This is a genomic window from Streptomyces sedi (assembly GCF_006335015.1).
GTDB classification, from domain to species: domain Bacteria; phylum Actinomycetota; class Actinomycetes; order Streptomycetales; family Streptomycetaceae; genus Streptomyces; species Streptomyces sedi.
Genome location: NZ_VDGT01000012.1, coordinates 129,731 through 154,617, shown reverse-complemented (window position 1 = coordinate 154,617; position 24,887 = coordinate 129,731). Strand labels below are relative to the sequence as shown.

The following is a 24,887-nucleotide window of genomic DNA, read 5'->3' as shown; positions in this document are numbered from 1 at the left end:
ACGGTCGGACGATTCAGGCGCCGCGCCCCGGGCGGGTCAGGCGGTAGCCGCCGAGCGCGGCCAGCGCGCCGAGCAGCCCGCCGCCGGCGGTCCACAGCCAACGGTCGTTCCACCAGCCGCCGTTCCAGCCGTCCTCCGGCTCGGGCAGGACGGCCAGGTAGGCGGCGTCGCCCCAGCCCCCGTCCCGCTCCTCCTCGCGGACGATGTCGTCCGCCTCGGCGCTCACCGTGCCGGCGGCGCCCACCGGGAGCAGCGGGTCGGCCAGGTCGCCGCCGACCGCGACGGAGCCGTTCGCGTCCTCCGCTGTCACCTCGACCGAGACGGAGACCGGCAGGCCCAGGTCGCGTTCGGGCAGTTCGGCGACCGACAGCCGCAGGTAGTACGCGCCGGGCAACGGGGTGTCCGACCAGGGGTCGGCCCACGAGCGGACCGCGCGCGGGGCGCACTTCAGGGTGAGTTCGGCGTCCGTCTCCTCCGCGGTGGCGTTCGGCCGGCCGGAGGCGCACGACTGGTGGCGCCGCAGCCCGTCGTAGACGTCGAGCCGCCAGGTGACCGGGCCCGTGCGGGTGTCGGACCCGGGCAGTGTCACCGTCGCCTCGGCGGTCACCCGCTGCCCGGCGCCCGCGGGGAAGACCCAGTACAGGTAGTCGCCGGTCGAGGCGGAGGCGGTGGCCGGCTTCCCCTGGTCGATCACGGTGGCCGTGCGGAACGCGGTGCCGGCCTCGGTGGCCTCCGTCTCCCCCGAGTCGTCGGCGTGCGCCGCGCCCGCTCCGGTCAGCGCGACCGCCGCCGTCAGCAGCGCCACCGCGGCCCAGCGGGCCGCGCGGGCGGTGGTGCGGTCTGCGAAGTTCCTCATGCCGTTCCCCTCAACGCCGTGACCGCGCGCCTCAGCACGCCGCCCAGAAGTCCCGCCAGCAGACCGACGCCGGCCAGGAAGAGCACCGGCGCCCATCCCCTGGCCAGGCCGAACGCCGCCGCGTCCGGTGACTCGTCGGCCGCCGAGACCACGTCCACGGCCAGTTCGACCGGCAGCCCCGGCGTGCGCACCACGGAGTCGGGCGCGGAGAACGAGTGGCTGAGCACCAGGCAGACCGTGCGCCGGTCCTCGCCCGCGTCCCCGGAGTCGTCCGCGTCGTCGCCGGGCTCCTGGACCGGCCAGCGAAGCCCGGTGGAGAGCACGTCGGTGCGTCCGGTGCCGGCGCCCGTCCCGCGCGTCAGCTCGCGTCCGTCCTCGTCGAGTGCGCGCAGCAGCACGCCGTAGTCCCGGTTGACCTGGCGGTCCGCGGCCACGCTGGCCGCCACCCGCAGCTCCTGCCCGGCCCGCACCGGCACCCGGTAGGCGCGGTGTTCGCCGAACTCCTCGCGGTCCTCGTAGACGCCGACGCCCAGCCAGGGCGCGTCCCGGCACTCCTCCGCGCCGTCGACGGCCGTGGGGTTCTCCACCGGCAGATCGGCGCGGCGCACCAACTGTTCGACCTTCTCGGCGAGTTGGTCCGCGTCCTGCACGGCGGTGTAGGTGCCGCCGGTGGCCTCGGCGATGCAGCTGAGCTGCTCGCGCACCGCGTCGTCCCGCGTCAGCCCGAGGGTGTCCACCACCAGGTCGGTGCCGCTGGCGGCGAGTTCGTGGGCCACCAGGCAGGGGTCGGGGTCGCCGCAGGAGTCCTCGCCGTCGGTGATCAGCACCACCCGGCGGCTGCCGCCGCCCTCGCCCAGGTCCTCGTTGGCGCCGCGCAGCGCGTAGCCGATCGGGGTCCACCCGGTGGGACGCAACGTGGCGACGGCCGTCTTGGCCTCGGTCCGGTCGATGGACTCCACCGGGTAGAGCTGCTCGCTGTCCCGGCAGCCGACCTCCAGGTCCTCGCCCGGGTAGGTGGCGCCCAGCGTGCGGATGCCCAGGTGGGTCTCCTCGGGAACGGCGTCGATCACCTCGTTGAAGGCGCGCTGCGCCGCGGCTATGCGGGACTCGCCGCCGCCCATGTCGCGTTCGTTCATCGAACCGCTCACGTCCAGCACCAGGTTCACCCGGGGTGGCTCGGGCTCCCCGCGCGACTCGGCCACGGCGTGCGGCGCGAGGCCGCCCGTGACGGAAACGACGAGCAGCCCACCGAGGGCCGCCGTCACACATCTTCTCAAGATCATCCACCGATGCTATTGATCGGGGCCTCCGTTGACGAACTGACCATCAGTTCGCCGCCTCACGGGTTGAGTTGACGCCGCCGGTCGCCGCGCGGCAGGGCGCCGCCGGTCGCATTGTCGTGACCATGATCTGCTGCTACGTTGCCCTCGCGTGGGAGCGCTCCCCCGGGGCCGTGTGCCGTCCGCGGGTCGCAGGAGCAGCCCCTTGTTCCTCACCGCTTCGACTGTTCCTCCTCGTTCCCGTTCGGCGCGAGGGCGCTCCGCGCTGTCCCCTCCCATGACGAAGGAGCCGTCATGCACCTCCGAAGACCGTTCAGCCCGCGGAGCCTCGGCGCCGCCGCACTGGTCGTGGTGTTGGCCGCGATCTCCCTGGTCGCGCTGCCGGCGTCCGGGGCCAGGGCCGCCTCGATCGACACCAACTCCTGGTACGTGCTGGTCAACCGGCACAGCGGCAAGGCACTGGACGTCTACGACCTGGCCACCGACGACGGGGCACCGTTGGTGCAGTGGTCCCGCAACGACGGGGCGTGGCAGCAGTGGCAGTTCGTCGACTCGGGCGACGGCAGCTACCGGCTGCGCTCCCGGCACAGTGGCAAGGTGATCGAGATCGCCGGCGCCTCCACCGCGGACGGCGCGAACGTCCAGCAGTGGGCCGACACCAACGGCGCCCACCAGCGCTTCTCCGTGGCCGACTCCGGTGACGGCTATGTGCGGCTGCTCAACCGCAACAGCGGCAAGGCGCTGGAGGTCTGGGAGTGGTCGGCCGCCGACGGCGGGCGGCTCTCGCAGTTCGGCGACCTCGGCGGCGCCAACCAGCAGTGGTCGCTGGTCCCGGTGGCCGCGAACTGCGGCACCGGGACCTACCACGCGGAGGTCACGCAGAGCGGCGGCACCTGGACCGCCCGCCGGGGCGGCGGCACCGTCTACACCGGCGGCAGTATGCGGGACGCCGCGCAGGCGGCGGTCAACGCGCTCACGCCGAACCGTTCGACGCGGGAACGCGTGGTGGTGCGCGGCTCGGGCACCTTCCCGGCCAACACCCGTGTCTCGCTGCCGAGTCACACCGCGATCGACGTGTGCGGCACCATCAACGTCACGGGCACGACGGCGACCGACCACGCGCCGATCTACTCCCGTGGCACCACCGACATCGAGGTCGGCCACCTCACCCTCACCGGGGCCCCGCTCTACGGGATCTTCCTGCGCAACGCGAGCGACGTGGTCCTCGGCGAGATCGACATGCGGCTGACCGGCGGCCTCGGCGTACGCGTCGACAACCACGGCAACCGCGCGGAACGTTCGACCAACGTGCGCGTCAACAACCTCTATGTCTCCGGATCCGGCAGCCACGCGCTGGAGACCTACGGGGTCGACGGGCTGAGCGTCGGCACGGTCACCGCGCGGAACGTCGGGGAGTCCGGGGTGCTGCTCAACGACACGATCAACGCCTCCGTCGCCCGCGTGGACGCCGAGAACGCTGGCAGCGGCACCGGCTACGCCGCGTTCCGGATGGCCAACCGCAACGGCCGGATCGCCGACGGCTATCCCACCAACATCCGCGTCGGCGAGGTGATCGCGCGCGGCGGCGGGCGCGGCGTCTTCTGCGTCTCGGAGAGCGGCGGCGCCGTCATCGACCGGATCACGCTGACCGGCACGGGCAACAACGCGATCCTCATCGAGAACTGCTACAACGTCGACATCGCCGCCCAGGGCGGCACGGTCACCGGCGGCGGCGAGGTCCGCCTCGCGGCCCGCTCCGAGTTCCCCAACAACCGCGACATCACCCTGCGGAACCTGACGCTCAACGACACGGCGCTGCGCGAGAGTCCGTGCGGGCAGAACATCAGCTACCAGAACCTGACCCTCAACAACACCAGCCGCAGCACCTGCTGAGGCGGCCCCGCGCGGCGCCGGGGCCACCGCCCGCCCCGGCGCCGCGCGGTCCGGCCCGGCGTTGTCAGTGGGGGCTGAGAGCATCCTGGGCATGAGACTCGTGCGCACCACCCCGCCGCGGCCGGTCGACGTAGCGGCGCTCTTTCCCCGACTGGCCCCGCTGGCCCGCGAGGCGACCCGGCTGCATCCCCGTCCCGGGGCCCCGTCGGCGCGCGACAGCTCGGTCGGCGGGCCGCTGCTGTGGCCGGCCGACGAGCCGTGGCCACACTGCGCCATACCGCACCCGGAGGCGAACGAGGTGTTGCGGCACGTACGGCCGGAGCGGCGCGCCCGGAGGGTCGCCGCGGGTGGAGAGGTGCGGGAGCCGGCGGCGCCCGAGGAGGACGACGGGGACATCGGGTGGCCGGAGGGACCGGTCCCCCTGCTGCCCGTCGCGCAGTTGTTCCTGCGGGACGTCCCCTTCCCGCGTCCGCACGGGCGGGCCGAGGCCGATCTGCTCCAGGTGCTGTGGTGCCCCTTCGAGCACCCGGACACGTACCTGCCGGCGACCGCGCTGTTCTGGCGGTCCTCGGCCGCCGTCACCGACGTCCTGGTCGCGCCGCCGGAGCCGACGCTGGTGGAGTTCGACTTCCTCGTGCCGGAGCCGTGCGTGCTCGCGCCGGAGCGGGTGGTCGAGTACCCCGGCCCGCTGGAGTTGGACCGGGAGCTTCGGGAGTCGCTCGCTGACCCGGGCGCGTGGCGGGCGGGCGGCGCCGAAGCGGACGCCGCCGGGGTGGACGGCGCCTACGGCTCCCTTCCGGAGTCGTTCTACCACCGTCAGCTGTCCGTCGCCCCCGGCTGGAAGGCCGGCGGCTGGCCCTCGTGGGGGTACACCGATCCGGTCCCCCGGCTCTGCGCCGCCTGCGGTGCGGACATGGACCCGCTGCTGACCATCGCCACGTTCGAGTGGGACGGCGACCAGCACGGCTGGATCCCGTTCGAGGACCAGGCCGCCGCTTCCGCCCCTCGGAGAGCGGGCCTCGATCCCCGGCAGCCGACGGCGGTGCGGATCGGCAGCGGCTACAAGCAGCAGCTCTATGTCTGCCCGGTCGCGCCGGAGCACCCGCACATCGAGCTGATGCAGTAGCCGACCGGGGCGGCTGCCGTCCGCACGGTCCCCCGGCGCCGCGGTCAGTTGCCGACGCCGAGTCCGGCCATGAACGCGGACGGGTAGCGGTCGCCGCGGGCGGTGCCGCGCGGGACGGCCTGTTCGATGGCGGCGAGGTCCTCGGGGGTGAGCGTCAACTCGGCCGCCGGGAGGGCCTCGTTCAGCCGTTCGCGGCTGCGGGCGCCGACCAGGGGGACGATGTTCTCGCCCCGGGAGGCGACCCAGGCGATGGCGAGTTGGGCGACGGTGCGGCCCTTCGCCGCGGCGACGGCGCGCAGCGCCTCGACGAGCGCGAGGTTGTGCTCGACGTTCCCCTCGGCGAACCGGGGCACATGGACGCGGGAGTCGCCGGGTCCGGCGCTGTGGCCGGCGGCCCAGTGGCCGGAGATCAGGCCCCGGCCCAGGACCCCGTAGGCGGTCATGCCGATGCCCAACTCCCGCAGCGTCGGCAGCACTTCGGGCTCGACCGCGCGGGAGATCAGCGAGTACTCGATCTGGAGGTCGGCGACCGGGTGCACGGCGTGGGCGCGGCGGACGGTGGCGGCGTCCACCTCGGAGAGGCCGAGGTGGCGGACGTGGCCGGCGTCGATCAGTTCCTTGACGGCGCCGACGGTCTCCTCGAACGGCACGTTCGGGTCGACCCTGGCGGGGCGGTAGATGTCCACGTGGTCGGTGCCCAGCCGCGTCAGGGTGTGGGCGAGCGCGTTGCGGACCGCCTCCGGGCGGCCGTCCTGGCCGGCGAACCGCCCGTCGGGCGCCATCAGCACGCCGAACTTGACGCTCAGCACGTAGTCCTCGCGCTTCCGGCCGCGCAGCGCCTCGGCCAGCAGCAGCTCGTTGTGTCCGGTGCCGTAGAAGTCGCCGGTGTCGACCAGGGTGACGCCTGCGTCCAGCGCGGCGTGGACGGTGGCGACGCTCTCCGCGCGGTCGCTCGGTCCGTAGGCGCCGGACATGGCCATGGCGCCCAGGCCGAGCGTCGCGACGGTCGGGCCACTGCCCAGGGTTCGGGTCCGCATGGTGGTTCCCTCTCGATGGTGGTGCGGGGCTCGCCCGCCGTTCCGCTCGCCACCCTGCCCGGGGCGCGGGGCGGGCGGGAGCGGAGCGTCGATCGTGGGAGCGGCGCTCCCTGGCTGGGCGCGCGCGGGGCGCGAGAGGATGGGGGCATGGAACGTGAGCAGCTGGCCGACTTCCTGCGCCGGCGTCGGGAGGCGATCCGCCCGGCCGACGTCGGGGTGGCCGAGGGGCCCAGACGGCGGACCCGTGGCCTGCGACGCGAGGAGGTCGCGATGCTGGCGGGGATGTCGGTGGACTACGTGGTGCGCCTGGAGCAGGGCCGCAGCAGCCAGCCGTCGACGCAGCTGCTGGGGGCGTTGGCCAGGGCGTTGCGGCTGTCGGACGACGAGCGGGCGCATCTGTTCCATCTGGCGGGGCATCGGCCGCCGACGGCCGAGGGGGTGGCGCGGCTGGCGCGGGCGGGGCTGGTGCGGATGCTGGATCTGCTGGACACCCCGGCGATGGTCCTCTCCGACCTGGGCGAGGTGCTGGCGCAGAACCGGATGTCGGTGCTGTTGACGGGTGAGCTGACGGGGTTCGAGGGCGAGCGGCGGTATCTGGCGTACCGGTGGTTCACGGAGGGGCCGGGGGACGGTCTCCCGCCGGCCGAGCGGGAGCGGCACACCAGGGACCTGGTGGCGGATCTGCGGGCGGCGGCGGGGCGGCGGGCGGGTGATCCGGAGGTGGGGCGGCTGGTGGCGCGGCTGCGCGAGGTGAGCGGGGAGTTCCGGCGGCGTTGGGCCGAGCACGAGGTCGCGGTGCGGCGGGCCGACCGCAAGACGGTCGACCATCCGGAGGTGGGGCGGGTGGTGATGGACTGCGAGACGCTGGTCACGCCCGACCTGCGGCAGACGCTGCTGGTGTTGACGCCGGCGGACGACGAGGCGCGGGAGCGTCTTGAGCTGCTGCGGGTGGTGGGCGTCGAGGAGTTCCCCTCGTCGGCCCCGTGATCTGTGCCTCGGCCGGGGCGTCGGGGGTCAGCGCGGTGGCCGTTCCGGTGGAGCGCCCGGGGCGGGTGTCCGGGGCAGGGTGAGGGTGAACGCCGCTCCGCCGCCGGGGCGGTTGGCGGCGGTGAGGGTGCCGCCGTGGAGGTGGGCGTTCTCGACGGCGATGGAGAGGCCGAGGCCGCTGCCTTCGCTGCGGGGTCTGGCGGCGTCTCCCTTGGCGAACCGGTCGAAGACGTGCGGCAGCGTCTCGGGGGCGATGCCGGGGCCGTCGTCGGTGACGGTGACGGTCAGCCGGTCGGCGTCGGTGCGGGCCCGCACCTCGACGGCCGGGTGGGGGCCGCCGTGGCGCAGGGCGTTGCCGACGAGGTTGGCGAGCACGACGTCGAAGCGCCGGGCGTCCAGCCGGGCCGTGGTGGCGTCGTCCACGTCGACGCGGACGAGGTGGTGCCAGTGGCGGGCGGCGAGGGTTCTGACGACGAGTCCGCCGATGTCGCACGTGTCGAGGTCCAGCTGGGCGGCGCCGGCGTCGAAGCGGGAGATCTCCATCAGGTCCTCGACCATCCGGGCCAGCTTGCGGGTCTCGTCGGCGACGAGGGAGACGGCCTCGGCGGTCTCGGGGTCGAGCGCGTCGGAGGTGGCGTCCTCGTCGAGTACCTCGGTGACGGCGGTCATGGCGGCCAGCGGGGTGCGCAGTTCGTGGGAGACGTCGGCGGCGAACCGGCTGGCCTTGGCCTCCATGGCGCGCAGGGTGCGGGTCTCGGACCGGAGCGCGCCGGCCATGGTGTCGAACGTGCGGCCGAGGTCGGCGAGTTCGTCGTCGCCCGTGGCCTCGATGCGGGTGTCGAGGTCGCCGCCGGCCATCCGTTCGGCGGCGGTGCGCAGCCGGCGGACCGGGCGGAGCACCCGGCGGGCGGCGAACAGCGCGGCGACCGCGGCGAGCAGCACGGCGGGCACGGCGCCGGCGCGGGCGGCGGGGACCAGGGTGGCGATGTCGGCCTCCTGATCGGCCAGGGAGAACGAGGCGTGGACGACGACGCCCGTCGGCCGTTCCCCGTCGGCGGAGGGGGAGGCGACGGGCAGCGCGAGGGCGAGCCACATCTCCTCACCGTGTCGGAAGCGCTGGGTCAGCGCGGTGGTCGCGGTGGGTGCCCGTTCGCGCAGCTCCTCGGGGAGGACGGGTGGCGCGCCGTCGCCGGTGACGGGGGCGCCGTCGTGGTGGGTGACGGCGCTGCGCCACCGCGGGGCGCCGGCGCCCTGGTCGAGTTGGGCTGCCAGGGCCCGCAGGTCGGCCTCGTCGGGAGCGGCCGGGAGGTCGGGCGCGAGGGCCTCGACGCGTGCGCGCAGGTCGGTCACGGCGCTGTCCTGGGCGCGGTCGAGGATGGCGGCGCGCGCCTGGCGGTAGGTGACGGCGGCCGTGGTCAGCGCGCTGAGGACGGCGACCAGCAGAAAGGCGGCGACGATCCGCGCGCCGAGGCCGCGGGGCAGCGCGCGGCGCCACGCGGCACGGGGGGCCGCGCGGCTCACAGCGGGCCGAACCGGTAGCCGAAGCCGCGCACGGTCTGCACGTAGCGGGGGGTGCGCGGGTCGTCCTCGGTCCCGGCGCGCAGCCGCATCACGCAGGCGTCGACGAGGCGGACGTCGCCGTAGTAGCTGTGTTCCCAGACCTCTTCCAGGAGTTGCCGCCGGCTGAAGGTGGTGTCGGGTGAGGCGGAGAGGAAGAGCAGCAGCTTGAGTTCGGAGGGGGCGAGCGTCAGGACGCGCCCGTTCTTGGTGACGCGCAGCGCGGCGCGGTCGATCTCTAGGTCGCCGTGGACGGTGCGGGTCGGTCCCCCGGGCGCGGGCTGGGTGGGGGCGACGCGGCGCAGCACCGCGCGCATCCGGGCCTCGATGACGGCGACGGCTGCGGGTTTGACGACGTAGTCGTCGGCGCCGGCCTCCAGGCCGACGACCACGTCGATGTCGTCGCCGCGCGCGGAGAGGATCACGATCGGCACCTGGCTGGTCTCCCGGACCCGGTGGCAGACCTCCAGGCCGCTGATGCCGGGGAGCATCAGGTCGAGCAGCACCAGTTCGGGCGGCGCGGCGTGCAGGGCCTCGACGCCGTCCTCCCCGGTGGCGACGGCCTCGACGAGGTGGCCGCGGCGTCGCAGGCCGAGCGACATGCCGCGCCGCACGGCCGGGTCGTCCTCGATCAGCAGGACGCGGGTCATGGCGAACGCCTCCCTTTCGGCGGGGTTCCGGCGGGTGTTCCGGCGGGTGTTCCGGTCTCGCCCGTGGTGGTGGGCGGGTGTTCAGGGGAGCGCGCCGTCGGCGGCGCGGGGGGTGACGGTGCCGTCGTCGGCGCAGACGACCTCCCAGGGGGTGGGGCCGTCCCGCTCGTGGACGCGGACCACCACGCCGTGGGCGCGGCCCCCCGGCGCTGCGGCCACGGTGCAGACGAGTTGGCTGACGGCGACGCTGTCCAACTCCGCGATCGGCCACGGCAGATGGAGTTCGACGGCGCCGTCGCCTGGTTCGGCGGTGGCCCGTTGGCCGTCGGCGGGCACCCGGGTGGTCAGGCCCCTGGCGCGCTCGGCCGCGTCCGGTCCTTCGAGCAGCGCGTCCAGGGCCGTCTGCGGGTCGGTGTCGCCGCCGTGCGGGCGGGTGGCGGGCCAGACGCCCTGCCGGTGGGCGAAGTAGAGCCGGGTCACCTCGGGACCCTCGACGCCGGGCCCTCCTCTGGCGGGCGGCCCCGCCTCGGTCGGCCCGGTCTCGGACACCCCGCAGCCGGCGAGCGCGGCGAGGGCCAGAGCGCCGGCGGCGCGGCACGCGGCCCACGGCCGGCGCGTTCCCCGGCGGGGCGCGGCGTCAACGGGCATGGGACGTCTCCTCGTCGCTCTGTCGGGCGGGCGAGTACCGGCCGCGGGGCGGTCGGGTGGTTCACGGGGTGGTCAACCGTTCCACGTCGACCGTTCCCGCGCCGGCCTCGGGGCGGGGAACGGCCAGCCACAGGGCGGTGGCGGCCAACGCGGCGAGGCCGAGCGCCAGCCAGCCGCGCCGTCCCCTGGCCCAGCGGGCGCGGTATCGGACGGGGTCCTCCACCCAGCGTCTGGACAGTATCGCGGCGGTCAGCGACAGTCCGAGCGCCAGGGTGGTGCGCCCCCACCCGCCGGGGCCGGCGAGCGTCGTGGGCAGCAGCGCGTAGACGGGCCAGTGCCACAGGTAGAGGCCGTAGGACAACTCCCCCAGCCGTCGGGGGACGCGGGCGCCGAGGAGCCGGCCGACGCCCCGGGCGGGGGCGGCGGCGAGGAGCGCGATCAGCAGCGCGGCGGCGAGGGAGTGGAGGAACATCCCGCCCCGGTAGAGGCCGGGCGCGTCGTGGCCGTCGACCAGCGGCCAGCTGAGCAGCAGCCCGCCGGCCAGCGCCGCGCTGAGCGCCCGCGCGGCCAGGGGCGGCACGCGGCCGACGAGGTCGCGCACGGGCGCGGTGGCGGCGGCGGAGCCGAGCAGCAGCGCGAACGCCCTGGTGTCGGTGCCCTCGTAGGCGCGGGTGGTGTCGACGGCGTGCACGAGGTGGGCCATCAGCGCCAGGGAGAGCAGGGCGCCGGCCGCGGCGACGGCGGCGACGGCGCGTTCCCCGTGGCGGCGGGCGAGGAGGGCCGCGAGCGGGGGCCACAGCAGATAGAACTGCCACTCGACGGCGATGCTCCACAGCGGGGCGAAGAGCCGGGTCTCGGAGGAACCCCAGTAGTCGAGCCGCTGGCCGATGTAGTGCCAGTTGACGCTCTGCCCGGCGACCCAGGGCGCGTCCTGGAGTGCGAACCGCAGCTGAGCGGTGGAGCCGAACGCCCAGGCCAGCAGCGGGATCGCGAGCAGCACGAGGGCGAGCGCCGGCAGCAGGCGCCTGGCGCGGCGGCCCCAGAACGCGGGCAGGTCGATCCGGCCGTGGCGCGCGGACTCGCCCAGCAGGAGGCCGGTGATGAGGAAGCCGGAGAGCGCGAAGAAGAGGTCGACCCCGAGGAAGCCGCCGCCGAGGTGGCCGGCGTGGAAGAGCACGACGGCGACGACGGCGAAGCCGCGCAGCCCGTCGAGTGCGGCGATGTGCGGGCGGGCGCGGGGCGGGGGGCGTTCGGCCGGCTCCTGAGGGCCGGGTGGGGCGGGCGCGGGCGGCGCGGTCATGGTGCTGTCCTCCGGGGTGCGGGTGGGGCCGCCCTTCCCCGCCGCCCCGGGTGGGCGGCGGGGAGAGGCGCGGAACGCGGCTCACTCACAGCCGAGTTGGGAGAAGCGTTCGTCGGCGGTCCAGGAGCCGGTGGCCCACTCCTCGGGGGCGGCGGGGGTCAGGTCCAGCAGCGTGGCGAGATGGGCGACGAACCAGGTGGCGAAGGCCGCCGAGCCCTGCTGGCAGGAGTGGACGCCGTCGGCGGAGCGCAGCGCCGCGTCGGCGTTCTCGTCCGTTCCCCAGAGGTCGGCGGCGTCCAGGAAGCGCACGCCGTCCCCGGCTTCGGCGGCCACCTCCTCGGCGGCCCCGGGGGCGGTGGCCATCTCCTCGGCGTGCGGCGCGAGGAAGTCGTCGAGGGCCACGGGCGGCGCGGTGACGAGCAGCAGTTCGGCGGAGGACTCGCGCGCGAGGTCGGCCAGCCGGGTGTAGGCGTCGCGCTGCTGCTCGGGGGTGCCCCAGTCGTAGGTGGTGATCTGGTAGGCGATGACGTCGGGCGCGAGGGTGTCGACGCGGGATCGGAGCGACTCCCAGGTGGAGTCGGCGAGTTCGGCGATCTCCTCGGCCTCGACGACGGTGCCGCCGCCCGTGGAGGACAGGTCGTCGAAGGCGACGCCCGAGGCGTGCGCCGCGGCCTCCAGTGCGGGGGCCTGGACGCCGGCGATGGAGTCGCCCAGCCACAGCAGGCGGGGTTCGGCGCGCTCGTCCCCGGGGGCGGCGGAGGCGCCGCCGTTCCCCTCGTCGCTCGCCCCCTCGGAGCCGCAGGCGGCGAGCAGCGCCCCGGTGAGGGCCGCGGTCAGGGCGAGCGCGACGCGGGGGCGGCGCGAACGGGGCGGGCGTGGGGTGCGGGCGCGGTGCGCGGGGTGAAGGTGCATGGCTTCACCGAAACAGCGCCGGGGGCGCGGAAGGCCCGTCGTCACGGTCTCGTCATGGAACGCGGGAACGGCCGTCACGGGGGCGGGGTGACGGGTCAGTCGCCGCCGGCGGGGCCGGAGGCACCGAGCACCCCGCGCGGCGCCAGCACCGCCACGGCGACCAGCGCCACCGCCACCAGCGCCCCGCCCGCCCACAGCGGTCCGACGTCACCCAGCGCGGTGCCGAGCGTGGGCGCGGCCAGCGACGGGCCGACGGCCGCGCCCACGTTGAGCGACGCCGTCGCGTAGGCGCCGGCCATGGTGGGCGCGCCGGCCGCCGCGTAGAGCACCCGCGTGATCAACGTGGCCCCCACCGCGAACGACAACGCGCCCTGCACCAGCACCAGCAGGCACAGCGCCCACGGCCGTTCGGCCAGCAGCGCCGTCGCCGGCCAGCCGAGCAGCAGCGGCGGGCCGGCGCACGCCAGCACCGCGACGGGCCGCCGGTCGGCGAACCGGCCGGCGGCGTTGACCCCCGCGAACGCGCCGACGCCGAAGAGCACCAGCGCGACCGGGACCCACAGCTCACCGAGCCCCGCCGTCTCGGTCACCACGGGCGCGAGGAAGGTGAGAACGCCGAACGTCGCGGCGTTGACCAGCGCGCCCAGCGCCGCGCCGCCGGGGGCGCCCGCGACGGTGGCGACCGTGGTGCCGGAGAGCAGCACGGCCAGCGCGCGCCCCTTGCGCTCCGGCGGGACCAGCGCGGCTGCCGCCGTCAACGCGACGGCGAGGAAGCCCGCGTTGGCGAGCGCGGCGAGGAACCGGGTGGCGAGCAGCACCGGGAAGCTCGTGGTGACCGCGCCCAGCAGGTGGGCCGCGGCGAAGACGAGCACGAAGGACAGCAGGCTCGCGCGCCGGGGCCAGCGGCGGGCCGACGCCGCGACCAGCGGGGCGCCGACCACCATGCCGACCGCGAAGCCGGAGGTGAGCAGCCCGGCGCGGCCGACGGTGACGTTCAGGTCCGAGGCGATGTCCGGCAGCAGGCCGGCGAGCATGAACTCGGAGGTGCCCATGGCGAAGACGGCCAGGGCGAGCAGGTAGAGAGGAAGAGGCATCGGGTGGGCTCCGAGGTGAGGAGAGAAACGGGAGACGTCTTCTCGTCACCGCGGCCAGCCCCCTGGGGGATGCGGTGGTTCAGCGGGGCAGGGGGCTGACGGCGTGACCGAAAGCCCCCGGCCTGTCCGACTCGGGACTCGACATACCCGCACGCTACCCCACCCCGCGACCGAGGCCCGGCGGGCCGGCGCGGAAGCGCTGACCGCCGGAGACGCCGTGGCGCCGCGCCTCCCCGGGAGTCGAACGGGGTGACGCGGCGCCTCGGCGGGGCGGGGGTCAGCCGCCGGTGACGCCCGTGATCTCGTTGGGCGCCTGGGAGAGTTCACCCGTGGTGAGGATCTCGCCGGACTCGATGTCGACGGCGTGGATCTCGTTCGCCTCCGGGTCGGTCACGTAGGCCGTGTGGTCGCGGACGAAGAGCGCGGGGCGCGGCTGCTGCCACTCCAGCGGCTCCTGCCACTCGTCCAGCACCTCGACCTGGTCGGTGACCTCGCCCGACTCGGGGTCGATCACGTGTATCCGGCCGTCCGTGCCCAGCACCAGCGCCTCGCCGTGCGGGCCGCGCGCCAGGGAGCGGAAGGTGTAGCTGGTGCCGAGGTCGACCAGCTCCAGCTCGCCGGAGGCGGTGTCGATCAGGGAGACCCGCTCGGGCCGCTCCAGTTCGGCGTCGGGGTCCTGCTTGTAGTCGCCGAGGACCACGGCGGACTCCTCGCTGCCGGCGACGTTGCCGATCCTGCCGTACGCGTCCGGCGCGTCGATCTTGGTGAACGCGCCGTCGCCGAAGACCAGGGCGCCGTTCTCGCAGCCGACCAGGACGGCCTCGTCCCTCGCGACGGTCTCGCCGTGGACGCCCGGGCAGTTCTCGTCGCGGGCGACCTCCTCGCGGTTCTCGTCGAGGACGGCGGCACCGCTGCGCGACTCCTCGGTGCCGAGGGTGACGAGCAGTTCGCCGGACTCCAGCTCGACGGCCACCCCGTGGTGGGCCTCGGGCGTGGTGTAGCTCTCGGTCTCGGGCAGGCCCTCGCCGAGCTCAGCGGGGTCGAAGACGGTGACCTCGCCCGTTCCGTCGGCGAAGAGCACGGTCTTGCCCGCGTGGCGCACCACGTGGCCCGGCTGCTCGCCGGGGAACTCCTCGTCGGTGAGCCGGGCCTCGGCGGCGTTCAGCACGCGGAAGCCGGTGGAGGTGGAGACCAGCACGTGGTCGGCGTCGCCGGCGGGGTTGACCCGGTTGAAGCCCTCCAGCGGGATGTCCTCGACGACCTCAAGCGTCTGCCCGTCGAGCACCTGGAGGCCGCCGTCGTAGGTCAGGACCAGCGGGTCGGTGACGGAGTGCTCGGCGGCGGTGTCCTCGGCGGGCGCCGCGCTGTCGGAGCTCTCCGCGTCGTCGTCGGAGGAGCCGCAGGCGGTCAGGGTCAGCGCGAGCGCGGTCAGCGGGGCGAGCGCGCCGCGGAGTCGGCGGGGGCGGTGGGACATGGCTTTCTTCCTTGTCTGGTGCGGGCCGGTGGACCGGGGGTCCGGGCCGTCGGCGGACTGCGGGGGGTTCAGAGGTCGGCGCCGAGCGCGGAGACGATCGCCTCGGTGTTGGCGCGCGTCATCTCCAGATAGGTGGCGGCGCCCCCGCCCTCGTGGGTGAGGGACTCGGAGTGCAGCGGGACGACCTGGACGTCGAGCCCCGCCTCCTCGGCGAGCACCTGGGCGAGCCGGTCGGGGTGCGAGGAGTCGGCGAAGATCGCCGGCACCTCGTTCTCCCGCACGGCTTCGGCCAGGGACTCCAGGTCGGAGGCGCTGGGCGAGGCCAGGGTGGTGCCGCTGGGTATCACGGCGCCGACCACGCGGAAGTCGTGGCGGTCGGCGAGATAGCCGAAGACGTGGTGGTTGGTCACCAGGGCGCGGCGTTCGGCGGGGAGGGTGGCGAACTGTTCGGTCATCCACGTCTCCAGGTCGTCCAACTCGCCGGCGTACGCCTCGGCGTTGGCCCGCACCCGGTCGGCGTCCACCCCGTCGACGTGCTCGATCACGCTCTCGGAGATCAGCTCCACGGCGGTGCGCATCCGCCCGGGGTCGGTCCAGAAGTGCGGGTCGAGCTCGCCCTCGGAGGCGTCGGAGGCGTAGGGCAGCGGGTCGGTCCCCTCCGCGACGGCGAGGGTGGCCACACCCGCCTCCTCGGCTGCGGCGACGTTGCGGGCGACGCCCTCCTCCAGGCCGAGCCCGTTGTGCACGACCAGCCCGGCGCGTTCCAACTCGGCGGCCTGGCGCGCGGAGACGCCGAACGAGTGCGGGTCGGCGTCGGGCTTCATCAGCACCGTCACCTCCGCCTCGTCGCCGACGATCTCGCGGGTGACGTCGCCGAGGATGTTGGTGGTGACCACCACCCCCTCGCCGTCCCCGCCGGAGCCGGAGCAGGCGGGGAGCGCGGCGAGCGCCAGCAGCCCGGCGGCGGCCGTCGCGAGCGTGCGCCGCCTCACCGGCCCGTCTCCACCATCAGGTCCGGCGCGAAGTCGAGGGCGAGGGTCCTGGCCAGGCGCAGGTCGTCCTGGTGGTCGATCTCGTACACGACGCCGGCCGACGGGTCGTTGACGTAGGCCCGCGCGGTGTCGACCTCGATGACGGGGGCCGGTTCGCCCTCGCCCGGGGGCCGCTCCAGCAGCGGGGTGCTCGCCGTGACCTCGCCGTCGGCCAGGTCGTGGGCGCGCAGCTCGCCGTCCTCGGTGAGGGCGAGCAGCGTCGCGCCGTCGCCGACCGCGTTGACCGCGAGCAGGGGGCCGGTGTCGACGCGGGTCCAGGAGCGCGCGGCTAGGTCGAGCGCCCAGGCACCGTCGTCCCCCGCCCTGGCCGCGAGGGTGTCGCTGCCGGGGCGGTGGGTGAACGCGGTAGCGCGCGCGGCCGGTTCGGTGTCCTCCGGGTAGTCGATCTTCTCCCCGGTGAACGTGTCGCCCTCGGCGGAGACCAGCAGGGCGCCGTCGGCGCAGGCGAAGGCGACGCCACGCCGGGTGGCCGCGGCGCCGCCGGCCTCGGGGCAGTTCTCGTCGAGGGTGGCGACGGTCGCGCCTTCGGCGTCCCTGACGTCGATCCGCCCGTCGGCGACGGGGACCAGCAGACGGCCCTCGTGGGGCACGGCGACGCCGGCCGCCCCCTCGGTCTCCCGTTGGCTCGGCTCGCCCACGGCGCCCTCGTCCTCCAGCGGCGCCCGGTCCAGCAGCCGCGCGGTGCCGTCGTCCAGGCTCAGCGCGGTGCGCGTGGTGTCGGCGTGCACGGCCGTGAGTCCGGGCGCCTCGACCGTTCCGACGGCCCGGGCCTCGGTCCTGTAGTGGTGGACGTGGTCGCCGTGGTCGACGGTCCAGCCGCCGCTGTCCACGACGTGCACCCGTCCTTCCGCGCCGGCGAGGTAGGCGAACCTGCCGTCGCCCAGGGCGCGTTCGACTCCGGGCAGCGGTTCGAGCGCGGTGGTCTCCTCGGTCGCGAGGTCGAGGACGGCGGCCTCGCCGCTCTCGGCGTCGGCCAGGACGAGACGGGTCTGCGTGTCGGCCGTCTCCTCGGCGCCCTCGACATAGCCGTGCGGGGTCTGATCGGCGGCGGGCTCGGGGTCGGTCTCCGTCCCGCCGTCCCCGCAGGCGGCGGTGAGGAGGAGAAGCGCGCCTATGGTGGCGGCCGTTCTCGTGCGGTGGGGTGCCTTCACTGCTCGTTTCCTGTTCGCGTGGTGGTCGGGTGCGTGGGGGCGGTGGCGGGGGCGCGCGGTCGGTTGACGACGGCCGAGCAGACGGCGGAGACGAGGAACGCGGCGACCGCGACGGCCGCGATCGTCGCGCCGGCGGCCGTGCCCGCGTGCCAGGAGACCAGCAGCCCCAGCACCGTCGAGCCGGCCCCGACGAGCGCGGCCCCGAGCATGACCAGCGGGATCCTGGCGGCCCACAGGGAGGCGGTGGCCGGCGGCGCGATGAGCAGGCCGAAGACCAGGAGCGTGCCGACCACGTGGAAGGACGAGACGACCGCCAGCGTCATCAGCCCCAGCAGCACGGCGTGCGCCAACCCGGGCCGCAGGCCCAGCGTGTGGGCCTTGCGCGGGTCGAAGGCCAGCGCGACGAAGGAGCGGTGCCCGGCCGCGGCCACCGCGGCGGTGATCCCGAAGGCGGCGCCCAGCAGCCACAGGTCCGCGTCGCGGACGGCCAGCACGTCGCCGAAGAGGAAGCCGGTGAGGTCGACCGCGAAGGACTCCGAGTGCGACACGATGATCACGCCGGTCGCCAGCATCCCGGCGAAGAGCAGCCCGATCCCGGTGTCCCCCGAGAGCCTCGGCAGCCGCCGCAGCGACGTCACCCCGAGCGCCATCGTTCCCGCGCTGGCCGCGGCGCCCAGCAGCGGGCTCAGCCCGGCCATCGAGGCCAACGCCACCCCCGGCAGCATCCCGTGCGCCATGGCGTCCCCGAGGAACGCCAGCCCGCGCAGCACGACCCACGTGCCGACCACGGCACAGATCGCGGACACCAGAAGCCCACCCCACAGCGCCCGTTGCACGAAGGACACCGTGAAGGGGTCGAAGAACCACTCCATGACGAGCACCCTACAATGAAAACGATTATCAGAAGCAAGGAGTTCTCGACGTGACCTACACCTCTCCGGCCGACCGGCCCCACGACGTCGCCGTGCACCGGATATCCGCCGGCTACGGCGACCGCCCGGCGCTCACCGAGGTCACCGCCCGGCTGCCGGGCGGCCGGGTCACCTCGCTCGTCGGCGCCAACGGGGCCGGCAAGTCCTCGCTGCTGGCCGTACTCGCCGGGGTGCTGCGCCCGACCACGGGCGAGGTCACCGGACTCGGCCACCGCCGCCCCGCGCTGGTCGCCCAACGCAGCGCCGTCTCCGACGCGTTGCCCCTGACCGTGCGCGAGACGGTCGCGATGGGCCGCTGGGCCGACCTCGGGCCGTGGCGCCGCGCCCGCCGGGCGGACCGGCGGCTCGTCGAGGAGTGCATGGAGCGGCTGGGCATCGCGGACCTCGCGCGGCGGCAGTTGGGCTCCCTCTCGGGCGGGCAGCGGCAGCGCGCCCTGGTGGCGCAGGGACTCGCCCAGCGCCCCGAGGTGCTGCTCCTCGACGAGCCGACGGCGGGCCTGGACGCCGAGGCGCGCGAACGGATCACCGCCGTCCTCGCCGAGGCCGGCGAGGCGGGGACGACCGTCGTGCACGCCACCCATGACCTGCGCCTCGCGCTCGACGCCCACCACTGCCTGCTGCTGGCCGACGGCCGCCCGCTCGCCGAGGGCCCGCCGGCCGAGGCGCTGACGCCCGAGGCCCTGCGCCGCGCGTGGGGAACGCCCGAACTCCCCGCCGCCCGCACCGCCGCCCACGCCGTCGAACGGGCCTGACCCCGCGGACACCCGATCGGCGGGCGACTCACGCGGTCGATGAACGGGGCTCCGCGCCATGTCGGACCTAGGGTGACAAAGAGTCAGCAAAGGGACTTCCGCCGGCCTTTTGCGCCTTCCGCCCGTTCCGGCGGCCTCGTTGCCCGCCCCTCCGCCCGGGGTACCCGGCGCGAACGGGACGGGCCGGCCGTCGGTCGGTGCCGTCCGCCACCCTGCGCCGGCCACGGCCGGCCGACGCGAAGGAACCACGACGATGGACGACAGCAACCCGCTCAAGCGCGCGGCCGACCGGATCAGCGAGGCCCTGCGGCCGGCCACGGGCCCCGAGGACGGCGTCCCCGGCAAGCCGGGCCCCGAGTCACCCCCGGTCGACGAGCCGACCTCGCCGCGCGGCCCGTTGCCGCCCAAGTCCGACCAGACCGGCCCGAAGCCCGTCTCCCCCACCGGCCAGTCCACCCGGCTGGAGCACGCGCAGGTCGCGCAGGGCGGCGACCGGCTCACCGACGCGCAGGGCACCCGGCTGCCCGACTCCGACCACTCGCTGAAGGCCGGCGCCCGGGGCCCGGTGCTGCTGCGGGACCACCATCTGCGCGAGAAGGTCATGCACTTCGACCACGAGCGGATCCCCGAGCGCGTGGTGCACGCCAGGGGCGCGGCGGCGCACGGCGTCTTCCGCGGCTACGGGACCGCCAGCGGGATCAGCCGCGCCGCGTTCCTCGGCAAGGACGTGGAGACCCCGGTCTTCGTGCGCTTCTCCACGGTGCTGGGCTCGCGCGGCTCCGCCGACACGGTGCGCGACACCCGTGGCTTCGCCACCAAGTTCTACACCTCGGAGGGCGTCTTCGACCTGGTGGGCAACAACATGCCCGTCTTCTTCATCCAGGACGCCATCAAGTTCCCCGACGTGATCCACGCCGGCAAGCCCCACCCCGACCGCGAGATCCCGCAGGCCCAGAGCGCCCACGACACGTTCTGGGACTTCGTCACCCTGCACACCGAGGCGACCCACCACACGCTGTGGAACATGTCCGACCGGGGCATCCCGCGCTCCTACCGGATGATGGAGGGCTTCGGCGTCCACACCTTCCGGCTGGTCGACGCGGAGGGCGGCACCACGCTGGTGAAGTTCCACTGGAAGCCGAGGCTGGGCGCGCACTCGCTGGTCTGGGAGGAGGCCCAGCTGCTGGGCGGCGTCGACCCCGACTTCCACCGCCGCGACCTCGCCGACGCGATCGAGGCCGGCGCCTACCCGCGGTGGGAACTGGGCATCCAGACGTTCCCCGACACCCCGGAGCAGACCTTCGAGGGCATCGACCTGCTGGACTCGACCAACCTGGTCCCCGAGGAGCTGGCGCCCGTCCAGCCCATCGGCCTGCTGACGCTCGACGCCAACCCGTCCAACTACTTCGCCGAGACCGAGCAGGTGGCCTTCCACGTCGGGCACCTGGTGCCCGGCATCGACCTCACCGACGACCCGCTGCTGGCCGGCCGGCTCTTCTCCTATCTGGACACCCAGATCAGCAGGCTCGGCGGCCCCAACTTCCCCCAGCTGCCCATCAACCGGCCGCACAGCCCGGTCAACGACATGCTCCGCGACGGGATGCACCAGACGGCGGTGCACCGGGGCGTCGCCCCCTACCGGCCCAACTCGCTCGACGGCGGCTGCCCCTTCCTCTCCGGCGCGGAGGAAGGCGGCTACGTGGAGGCGCCGGTGCGGGTCGAGGCGGCGCGGAAGGTCCGCGAGGCCCCCGAGTCGTTCGCCGACCACTTCAGCCAGCCCCGCCGCTTCTGGCTCAGCATGTCGCCGGTGGAGCGCGAGCACATCATCGGCGCCTACACCTTCGAACTCGGCAAGTGCTACGAACAGGCCGTCCGGGAGCGCGCGCTGCGGGTGCTGGTCACCGTCGACGCCGAGCTGGGCGCCCAGGTCGCGGCGGGCCTGGGGCTGCCGGTCCCCGACCCGATCGCCGACGTGCCCGAGGTCTCCCCCAGCCCGGCCCTCTCCCAGGTGGGCGGCGACTGGCCGGTGGACGGCCGGGTCGTCGGCGTCGTGACGGACGGGACGGGCGGGCTCGACGACGTGCGCGCGGTACGGCAGGCCGTGCTGGAGGCGGGCATGGTGCCGCTGGTGATCGCCCCCACCGGCGGGCGGCTCGGCTCGGGTGAGGACGCGCTCACTGTCCAGCGCACCTATGTGACGGCGCGCTCCGTCGAGTTCGACGCCGTCCTCGTCGCGGGGACGCCGGGCACCGGCGACGACGCCGGCGGCGCCAGGGACGCCAAGGCGGCTGCCGGCAGGGGCGGCACCACCGACCCGCGCGTCGGGCTGCTGCTGGCCGAGGCCTACCGCCACGGCAAGGCCCTCGGCGGCTGGGCCGGCGCCGACGCCGCACTCACCGCGGCCGGCGTCCCGACCGACGCCCCCGGCGTGGTCCTCGGCCCCGACGGCCCCGGCACCCTCCGCGACGTCGTCACCCTCCTGGGCACCCACCGCGTCTGGTCCCGCTTCGAGGCGACTGCCTGACACCACCCGGCCGGGGCGGGCCGCGTGGCCCGCCCCGGTCTCACCGCGTCGTGGCGACGAGGGCGTAGCGCTCGTCAGCGACTGGTCCGCCCCACAGCTCTCGCTCGACGGTGAGGTCGACCACCCGACACTCACGGACCAACGGGCGGACCGCCGCCGACAGTTCGGCGGCGGAGACGCCGTGGGACCAGGGCAGTCCCCCGGCGCCCGCCACATACAGGGTGACGGACCGACCGGACTCGTACCATCGGCCCTCGACCAGCACCAGCGTGCCGCCGGGGCGCAGTCGCGCGACCCAGGCGGCGAGGGCCGCCTCCGGATCGGGGAGCGTCCACACCAGGTGCCGGGCGAGCAGCACGTCGAACAGCCGCTCCCCCCGTGGGCGGCCGGGCGGCGTCCCCGACCAGGAAGTCCGCCTCGTGCCCCGCGGCAGCGCACTTGGCGTGCGCCGCCGCCACCATGCGCGGCGCGAGATCGACGCCGACGACTCGGTGGCCGGCCTCCGCCAACAGCAGGCTGAGTGACCCCGTGCCGCAGCCGACGTCCAACACCCTGGCGGGCGCGGGCCCCTCCGGTATCCAGTCGGCGAGCCGCCGCGCCCAGGCCGCGCGGGTGCGTGGCGCGCGCAGCCCGTGGTCCGGCTCGTCGTCGAACGCGCCGGCGGCGTCGTCCCAGTAGGCGGCGATGGCCTGCCTCAGTTCCTCCATGCCGCCGCATCCTGCCAGCGACCACTGACAACGGGCCCCGGCCCGGGTCGGCTCAGAGGGGGACGGCCATGCCCTCGTCCGCGGCCAGGATCTCCCCGTCATAGGCGGCGGTGGCCTCCGCGACGGAGACGCCGCGTGCGGCGCCTGGCCAGAAGTGGGTCAGCAGCAGACGCTTCACCCCGCAGCGGGCCGCCCAGCGGCCGGCCTCGGCCGCGCTCAGCAGGTGCGGGTCGGTGCGCATGCCCTGAAGGGTCGCTCCCGCCACCCACAGGTCGGCACCGGCGGCCAGTTCACCGAGCGTCGGGGCCGGGCCGGCGTCGCCGCTGTAGGCCAGCGCCAGCCCGGGTGCCGTCAACCGCACCCCGGCGTGCGGCACATGGTGCGGAAGCGTGCGCCCTTCCAGAAGGAACGGCCCCACCTCGTGGCGGCCCGGGAGCGGGTGCGCGGCGAAGACGTCGTCGAGCGGCTCGGTCGGCTCCATGGCCTCCACCCGTGCGAGCACCCCGGGAGCGCAGTACAACGGCACCCTCCCGGCGCGCCGCCCGCCGAAGCGCAGCGCCCGGCAGAGCGCGCTCAGATCCGCGCAGTGGTCCGGGTGCGCGTGGGTGACGACCACCGCGTCGAGGGCGTCGGCCGGACACCGCGCCAGCAGCCGGGGCAGCGTCGCGTAGCCGAGATCCAGCACCACGCGGAAGCCTTCGTACTCCAGGAGGAACCCGCTCGCCGCCCGCCCGGCCTCCGGCCAGGCGCCGCAGCTTCCCAGCACCGTCAGCGCGCGCACCGGTACATGCTCGCACGCCGACGGACCGCGCGCCCCGGGCGCGGTCGGTCAGCGAGGCGTTCGGCCACGCCGACCACGACCTGACCGAGCCGCCTCCCCGCCGAACGCGCGCCCGCGCCCGCGCGCGGGTCAGCGGGTCAGAGGTCGAACTCCGCGGGCGGGAGGTCCAGCGAGTAGCACGCCTCCCGCACGACGGCCTTCTCGGTGTCGTCGAAGTCGCCGTCGGCGCCGCCGATGACGATGCCGATCTGGACCACGGCGCGCGCCTCGGCCGGCTTCTTCTTGGCCTTGGCGACGTCCTGGAGCAGGCCGACGCGGCCGAACTCGAAGTCGGCCTCCAGCTTGTCGACATACTCCTCGAAGCGCCGACGCAGGTCGTCCGCCGGGAAGTTGCGCAGCACCTCGTTGGTGGTGATCAGCTGCGCGACGCGCTGACGCTCGGCCGGCTCGACGGAGCCGTCGGCGGCGGCGACGAGGGCGCACATCGCCATGCTGGCGTCCCGGAACGCCCCGCTCTTGAGGTCGTTCTTCTTCGCGTTGAGCTGCTCCTGCATCGAGGCGGCCGACTCTTTGACGCGGTCCCACAGGGCCATAGGAAAACTCCGGTGTCCTCGAAAACGGATCGACTGCGGTGGCGGGACGAGGCCCGCCACCGCACATGTTCTACAGCAATGTAGAACTTCCTGTCTCAGCAGGGTGGTTGATCCGCGCGTCGGAGAAGACCTGCCGGAAGGTCACTCCTCGTCCCCGCCCTCCTCCTCCGCCGCCTCGGCCTCGCCGCCGTCACCGCCGCCGTCGTCGTCGAACATCTCCGAGACCGCGTAGCCGGCCACCGCGCCCACCGCGAGGCCGGCCGCGCCCGCGGCGACCGCGGTGCCGATGCCGGGGCCCGAGGAGTGGCCGTGGCCGTGGTGCTCGCCGTAGGTGTCGTCCTTGTGGGCGTGCCCACCGCCGTAGGGCGCGCCGTACCCGGGCTGGCCGTAACCCGGCTGCCCGTAACCGGGTTGGCCGTAACCGGGCTGTCCGTAGCCCGGCTGGGCGAATCCGGGGTGGCCGCCCTGGTGGGGCAGCTGGGCCATGCGGCCGGCGTGGTGGTCGAGCAACTGCCGCACCCAGGCGTCGACCTGGGCGTTCCAGTCGGTCTGGCCGACGCTGTCGTGGCCGACGGCATGGCGGTTGACCGTGTCGTACCCCTCGCTGAAGAAGCCTCCGCGCCGGTCGGCCTCCCAGACGACCTCGACGCCGGCGGGCGAGGCCAGGAAGGTCAGCTCGATCTCGCGGGCGGCCCCGGCGTAGGCCGGTGCCGGTGACATCTCGATCTCCTGGTAGAACGGCAGCTGTTGGCCGCTGCCGTGGATGTGGCCCAGCTCCAGGTCGGCGGTGGTGAAGCCGAAGCCCAGCTGCCCCAGCGCCTCCAGGACGGCCTCCTGCACGGGCAGCGGCCGGACGGCGAGCGGGTCCAGGTCGCCCTTGTCCTTGGCCCCGGCGACGCCCAGCTCGGTGCGGACGCCGAGGACGATGCCCAGCGGCTGCCCGTGGAGCTCGGTGACGGGCGTCTCCCACGGCAGCGGAACGGCGAACGGCACGCTGCGCCGCTCCTCCTGTCCCAGCCGGAACCCGCCACCGACGGTGAAGCGCTCGAAGACCACGAAGCCCTCGGCCTCCCCGCCCTCGTGCTCGGCCTCGACCCTGGCCACCAGCTCCAGGCTGATGTGGTCGATGTCCACATCGGACTGGCCGCCCTCCAGGTGCACCTGGCCCCGCAGCGGGCCGCCGGGGAGGGCCGCACCGTTCTCCAGAACGGTGTCGACCGAGGGGCCTCCCACGCCCAGGGCTCCCAGCAGACGTTTGAACACCATCGCGGTGCTCACTTCCTCTCGTGACGATGATCCGATGACCCGCCGTACCGCACACGGTCACTCACGGGTCGTCACCGCAACTCGTCACCGGACCGAAGAGTTCCGCGCCCCGCCGCCACCCGCGTGAATCCGGCCGTTCTCGACCGGCGGCCACCGCCGCCGTCGGAACACGAACTTCGCATCCACGATCGTCGCGTGACGGTCCGCCACCGCGAGTGCACGCGGCGCACGGAGGGGTGAACGGCCCGTGTTTTGCTGGTGTGAAGCCCCGCACGTGCGGGCAAGGCTTGACCGAGTCGGCAGGTACTCATGTGA

General features: G+C 74.8%; 21 protein-coding genes and 1 pseudogene. 5 read left to right on the top strand and 17 right to left on the bottom strand.

The window, feature by feature from the left end:
• Positions 1 to 13: 13 nt before the first annotated feature.
• Both FH715_RS17260 and FH715_RS17255 read right to left on the bottom strand, forming a co-directional pair.
• Positions 14 to 856: a hypothetical protein gene (locus FH715_RS17260; RefSeq protein ID WP_139646245.1), complete on the bottom strand. Its 843-nt coding sequence runs from the start codon at positions 854 to 856 to the stop codon at positions 14 to 16.
• Positions 853 to 2,139, bottom strand: coding sequence for a VWA domain-containing protein (locus FH715_RS17255; RefSeq protein ID WP_139646242.1), 1,287 nt, complete (start codon positions 2,137 to 2,139; stop codon positions 853 to 855). The genes FH715_RS17260 and FH715_RS17255 overlap by 4 nt, the downstream gene beginning before the upstream one ends.
• Before the next feature lie 291 nt (positions 2,140 to 2,430).
• Between FH715_RS17255 and FH715_RS17250 the strand changes: the two genes are divergently transcribed.
• Positions 2,431 to 4,029 (top strand): RICIN domain-containing protein, encoded by a 1,599-nt coding sequence (locus FH715_RS17250; RefSeq protein ID WP_139646241.1) that lies wholly within the window; start codon positions 2,431 to 2,433, stop codon positions 4,027 to 4,029.
• 91 nt (positions 4,030 to 4,120) lie between these two features.
• Positions 4,121 to 5,155: a hypothetical protein gene (locus FH715_RS17245; protein ID WP_139646239.1), complete on the top strand. Its 1,035-nt coding sequence runs from the start codon at positions 4,121 to 4,123 to the stop codon at positions 5,153 to 5,155.
• 44 nt (positions 5,156 to 5,199) lie between these two features.
• Here the strand turns inward: FH715_RS17245 and FH715_RS17240 are convergent, their stop codons facing one another.
• The gene (locus FH715_RS17240; protein ID WP_139646237.1) at positions 5,200 to 6,192 is read right to left on the bottom strand and encodes an aldo/keto reductase; all 993 of its coding nucleotides are present in this window, start codon (positions 6,190 to 6,192) and stop codon (positions 5,200 to 5,202) included.
• A gap of 147 nt (positions 6,193 to 6,339) precedes the next feature.
• Here FH715_RS17240 and FH715_RS17235 point away from each other — a divergent pair, with 147 nt between their 5' ends.
• The gene (locus FH715_RS17235; protein WP_139646235.1) at positions 6,340 to 7,179 is read left to right on the top strand and encodes a helix-turn-helix transcriptional regulator; all 840 of its coding nucleotides are present in this window, start codon (positions 6,340 to 6,342) and stop codon (positions 7,177 to 7,179) included.
• 27 nt (positions 7,180 to 7,206) lie between these two features.
• Here the strand turns inward: FH715_RS17235 and FH715_RS17230 are convergent, their stop codons facing one another.
• The 10 genes from FH715_RS17230 to aztB all read right to left on the bottom strand — a co-directional run bounded on the left by FH715_RS17230 (position 7,207) and on the right by aztB (position 17,889).
• Positions 7,207 to 8,700, bottom strand: coding sequence for a sensor histidine kinase (locus FH715_RS17230; RefSeq protein WP_139646233.1), 1,494 nt, complete (start codon positions 8,698 to 8,700; stop codon positions 7,207 to 7,209).
• Complete coding sequence (locus tag FH715_RS17225) at positions 8,697 to 9,386, bottom strand: response regulator transcription factor (protein WP_139646231.1); 690 nt, start codon at positions 9,384 to 9,386, stop codon at positions 8,697 to 8,699. Before FH715_RS17225 ends, FH715_RS17230 begins: the two co-directional genes overlap by 4 nt.
• A gap of 81 nt (positions 9,387 to 9,467) precedes the next feature.
• Entirely contained in the window at positions 9,468 to 10,034 is a 567-nt protein-coding gene (locus tag FH715_RS17220; RefSeq protein ID WP_139646229.1) for a hypothetical protein, read from the bottom strand.
• A 61-nt stretch (positions 10,035 to 10,095) separates the two neighbouring features.
• Positions 10,096 to 11,334, bottom strand: a complete 1,239-nt coding sequence (locus FH715_RS17215; RefSeq protein ID WP_139646227.1) for an acyltransferase family protein — start codon at positions 11,332 to 11,334, stop codon at positions 10,096 to 10,098.
• An 81-nt stretch (positions 11,335 to 11,415) separates the two neighbouring features.
• A complete protein-coding gene (locus FH715_RS17210) occupies positions 11,416 to 12,246 on the bottom strand; it encodes an SGNH/GDSL hydrolase family protein (protein WP_139646225.1) in 831 nt (276 codons plus the stop codon).
• Positions 12,247 to 12,341: 95 nt separating this feature from the next.
• Complete coding sequence (locus FH715_RS17205) at positions 12,342 to 13,340, bottom strand: MFS transporter (RefSeq protein ID WP_139646223.1); 999 nt, start codon at positions 13,338 to 13,340, stop codon at positions 12,342 to 12,344.
• 277 nt (positions 13,341 to 13,617) lie between these two features.
• Positions 13,618 to 14,814: a zinc metallochaperone AztD gene (gene aztD, locus FH715_RS17200; RefSeq protein ID WP_139646222.1), complete on the bottom strand. Its 1,197-nt coding sequence runs from the start codon at positions 14,812 to 14,814 to the stop codon at positions 13,618 to 13,620.
• A gap of 68 nt (positions 14,815 to 14,882) precedes the next feature.
• Positions 14,883 to 15,806 (bottom strand): zinc ABC transporter substrate-binding protein AztC, encoded by a 924-nt coding sequence (gene aztC / locus FH715_RS17195; RefSeq protein WP_139646220.1) that lies wholly within the window; start codon positions 15,804 to 15,806, stop codon positions 14,883 to 14,885.
• Complete coding sequence (locus FH715_RS17190; RefSeq protein ID WP_211367689.1) at positions 15,803 to 17,017, bottom strand: WD40 repeat domain-containing protein; 1,215 nt, start codon at positions 17,015 to 17,017, stop codon at positions 15,803 to 15,805. Before FH715_RS17190 ends, aztC begins: the two co-directional genes overlap by 4 nt.
• On the bottom strand, positions 17,014 to 17,889 hold the full coding sequence (aztB, locus tag FH715_RS17185; RefSeq protein WP_139646218.1) for a zinc ABC transporter permease AztB: 876 nt from the start codon (positions 17,887 to 17,889) through the stop codon (positions 17,014 to 17,016). The genes FH715_RS17190 and aztB overlap by 4 nt, the downstream gene beginning before the upstream one ends.
• Positions 17,890 to 17,939: 50 nt before the next feature.
• Here aztB and aztA point away from each other — a divergent pair, with 50 nt between their 5' ends.
• Together aztA and FH715_RS17175 are read left to right on the top strand one after the other, a co-directional pair.
• The gene (aztA, locus tag FH715_RS17180; protein ID WP_139646216.1) at positions 17,940 to 18,701 is read left to right on the top strand and encodes a zinc ABC transporter ATP-binding protein AztA; all 762 of its coding nucleotides are present in this window, start codon (positions 17,940 to 17,942) and stop codon (positions 18,699 to 18,701) included.
• Positions 18,702 to 18,954: 253 nt separating this feature from the next.
• Positions 18,955 to 21,225, top strand: coding sequence for a catalase (locus FH715_RS17175; protein ID WP_139646214.1), 2,271 nt, complete (start codon positions 18,955 to 18,957; stop codon positions 21,223 to 21,225).
• A gap of 40 nt (positions 21,226 to 21,265) precedes the next feature.
• Here FH715_RS17175 and FH715_RS17170 read toward each other — a convergent pair.
• From FH715_RS17170 to FH715_RS17155, 4 genes and pseudogenes are all read right to left on the bottom strand, one after another.
• Positions 21,266 to 21,932, bottom strand: a pseudogene (locus tag FH715_RS17170) (class I SAM-dependent methyltransferase).
• Positions 21,933 to 21,984: 52 nt separating this feature from the next.
• Positions 21,985 to 22,713 (bottom strand): MBL fold metallo-hydrolase, encoded by a 729-nt coding sequence (locus FH715_RS17165; protein ID WP_139646213.1) that lies wholly within the window; start codon positions 22,711 to 22,713, stop codon positions 21,985 to 21,987.
• A 137-nt stretch (positions 22,714 to 22,850) separates the two neighbouring features.
• Positions 22,851 to 23,306 carry a tellurite resistance TerB family protein gene (locus tag FH715_RS17160; protein ID WP_139646210.1) on the bottom strand — a complete coding sequence of 152 codons (456 nt, stop codon included), beginning with the start codon at positions 23,304 to 23,306 and terminating at the stop codon, positions 22,851 to 22,853.
• Between the two features lie 141 nt (positions 23,307 to 23,447).
• Positions 23,448 to 24,572 (bottom strand): sporulation protein, encoded by a 1,125-nt coding sequence (locus FH715_RS17155; RefSeq protein WP_139646208.1) that lies wholly within the window; start codon positions 24,570 to 24,572, stop codon positions 23,448 to 23,450.
• Positions 24,573 to 24,887 lie beyond the last annotated feature (315 nt).

Excerpts from the sequence above, each read along its gene's own strand:
- FH715_RS17260 (WP_139646245.1), bottom strand. The coding sequence starts at position 856 with ATGAGGAACTTCGCAGACCGCACCACCGCCCGCGCGGCCCGCTGGGCC.
- FH715_RS17255 (WP_139646242.1), bottom strand. The coding sequence starts at position 2,139 with ATGATCTTGAGAAGATGTGTGACGGCGGCCCTCGGTGGGCTGCTCGTC.
- FH715_RS17250 (WP_139646241.1), top strand. The coding sequence starts at position 2,431 with ATGCACCTCCGAAGACCGTTCAGCCCGCGGAGCCTCGGCGCCGCCGCA.
- FH715_RS17245 (WP_139646239.1), top strand. The coding sequence starts at position 4,121 with ATGAGACTCGTGCGCACCACCCCGCCGCGGCCGGTCGACGTAGCGGCG.
- FH715_RS17240 (WP_139646237.1), bottom strand. The coding sequence starts at position 6,192 with ATGCGGACCCGAACCCTGGGCAGTGGCCCGACCGTCGCGACGCTCGGC.
- FH715_RS17235 (WP_139646235.1), top strand. The coding sequence starts at position 6,340 with ATGGAACGTGAGCAGCTGGCCGACTTCCTGCGCCGGCGTCGGGAGGCG.
- FH715_RS17225 (WP_139646231.1), bottom strand. The coding sequence starts at position 9,386 with ATGACCCGCGTCCTGCTGATCGAGGACGACCCGGCCGTGCGGCGCGGC.
- FH715_RS17220 (WP_139646229.1), bottom strand. The coding sequence starts at position 10,034 with ATGCCCGTTGACGCCGCGCCCCGCCGGGGAACGCGCCGGCCGTGGGCC.
- FH715_RS17215 (WP_139646227.1), bottom strand. The coding sequence starts at position 11,334 with ATGACCGCGCCGCCCGCGCCCGCCCCACCCGGCCCTCAGGAGCCGGCC.
- FH715_RS17210 (WP_139646225.1), bottom strand. The coding sequence starts at position 12,246 with ATGCACCTTCACCCCGCGCACCGCGCCCGCACCCCACGCCCGCCCCGT.
- FH715_RS17205 (WP_139646223.1), bottom strand. The coding sequence starts at position 13,340 with ATGCCTCTTCCTCTCTACCTGCTCGCCCTGGCCGTCTTCGCCATGGGC.
- aztD (WP_139646222.1), bottom strand. The coding sequence starts at position 14,814 with ATGTCCCACCGCCCCCGCCGACTCCGCGGCGCGCTCGCCCCGCTGACC.
- aztB (WP_139646218.1), bottom strand. The coding sequence starts at position 17,889 with ATGGAGTGGTTCTTCGACCCCTTCACGGTGTCCTTCGTGCAACGGGCG.
- FH715_RS17175 (WP_139646214.1), top strand. The coding sequence starts at position 18,955 with ATGGACGACAGCAACCCGCTCAAGCGCGCGGCCGACCGGATCAGCGAG.
- FH715_RS17160 (WP_139646210.1), bottom strand. The coding sequence starts at position 23,306 with ATGGCCCTGTGGGACCGCGTCAAAGAGTCGGCCGCCTCGATGCAGGAG.
- FH715_RS17155 (WP_139646208.1), bottom strand. The coding sequence starts at position 24,572 with ATGGTGTTCAAACGTCTGCTGGGAGCCCTGGGCGTGGGAGGCCCCTCG.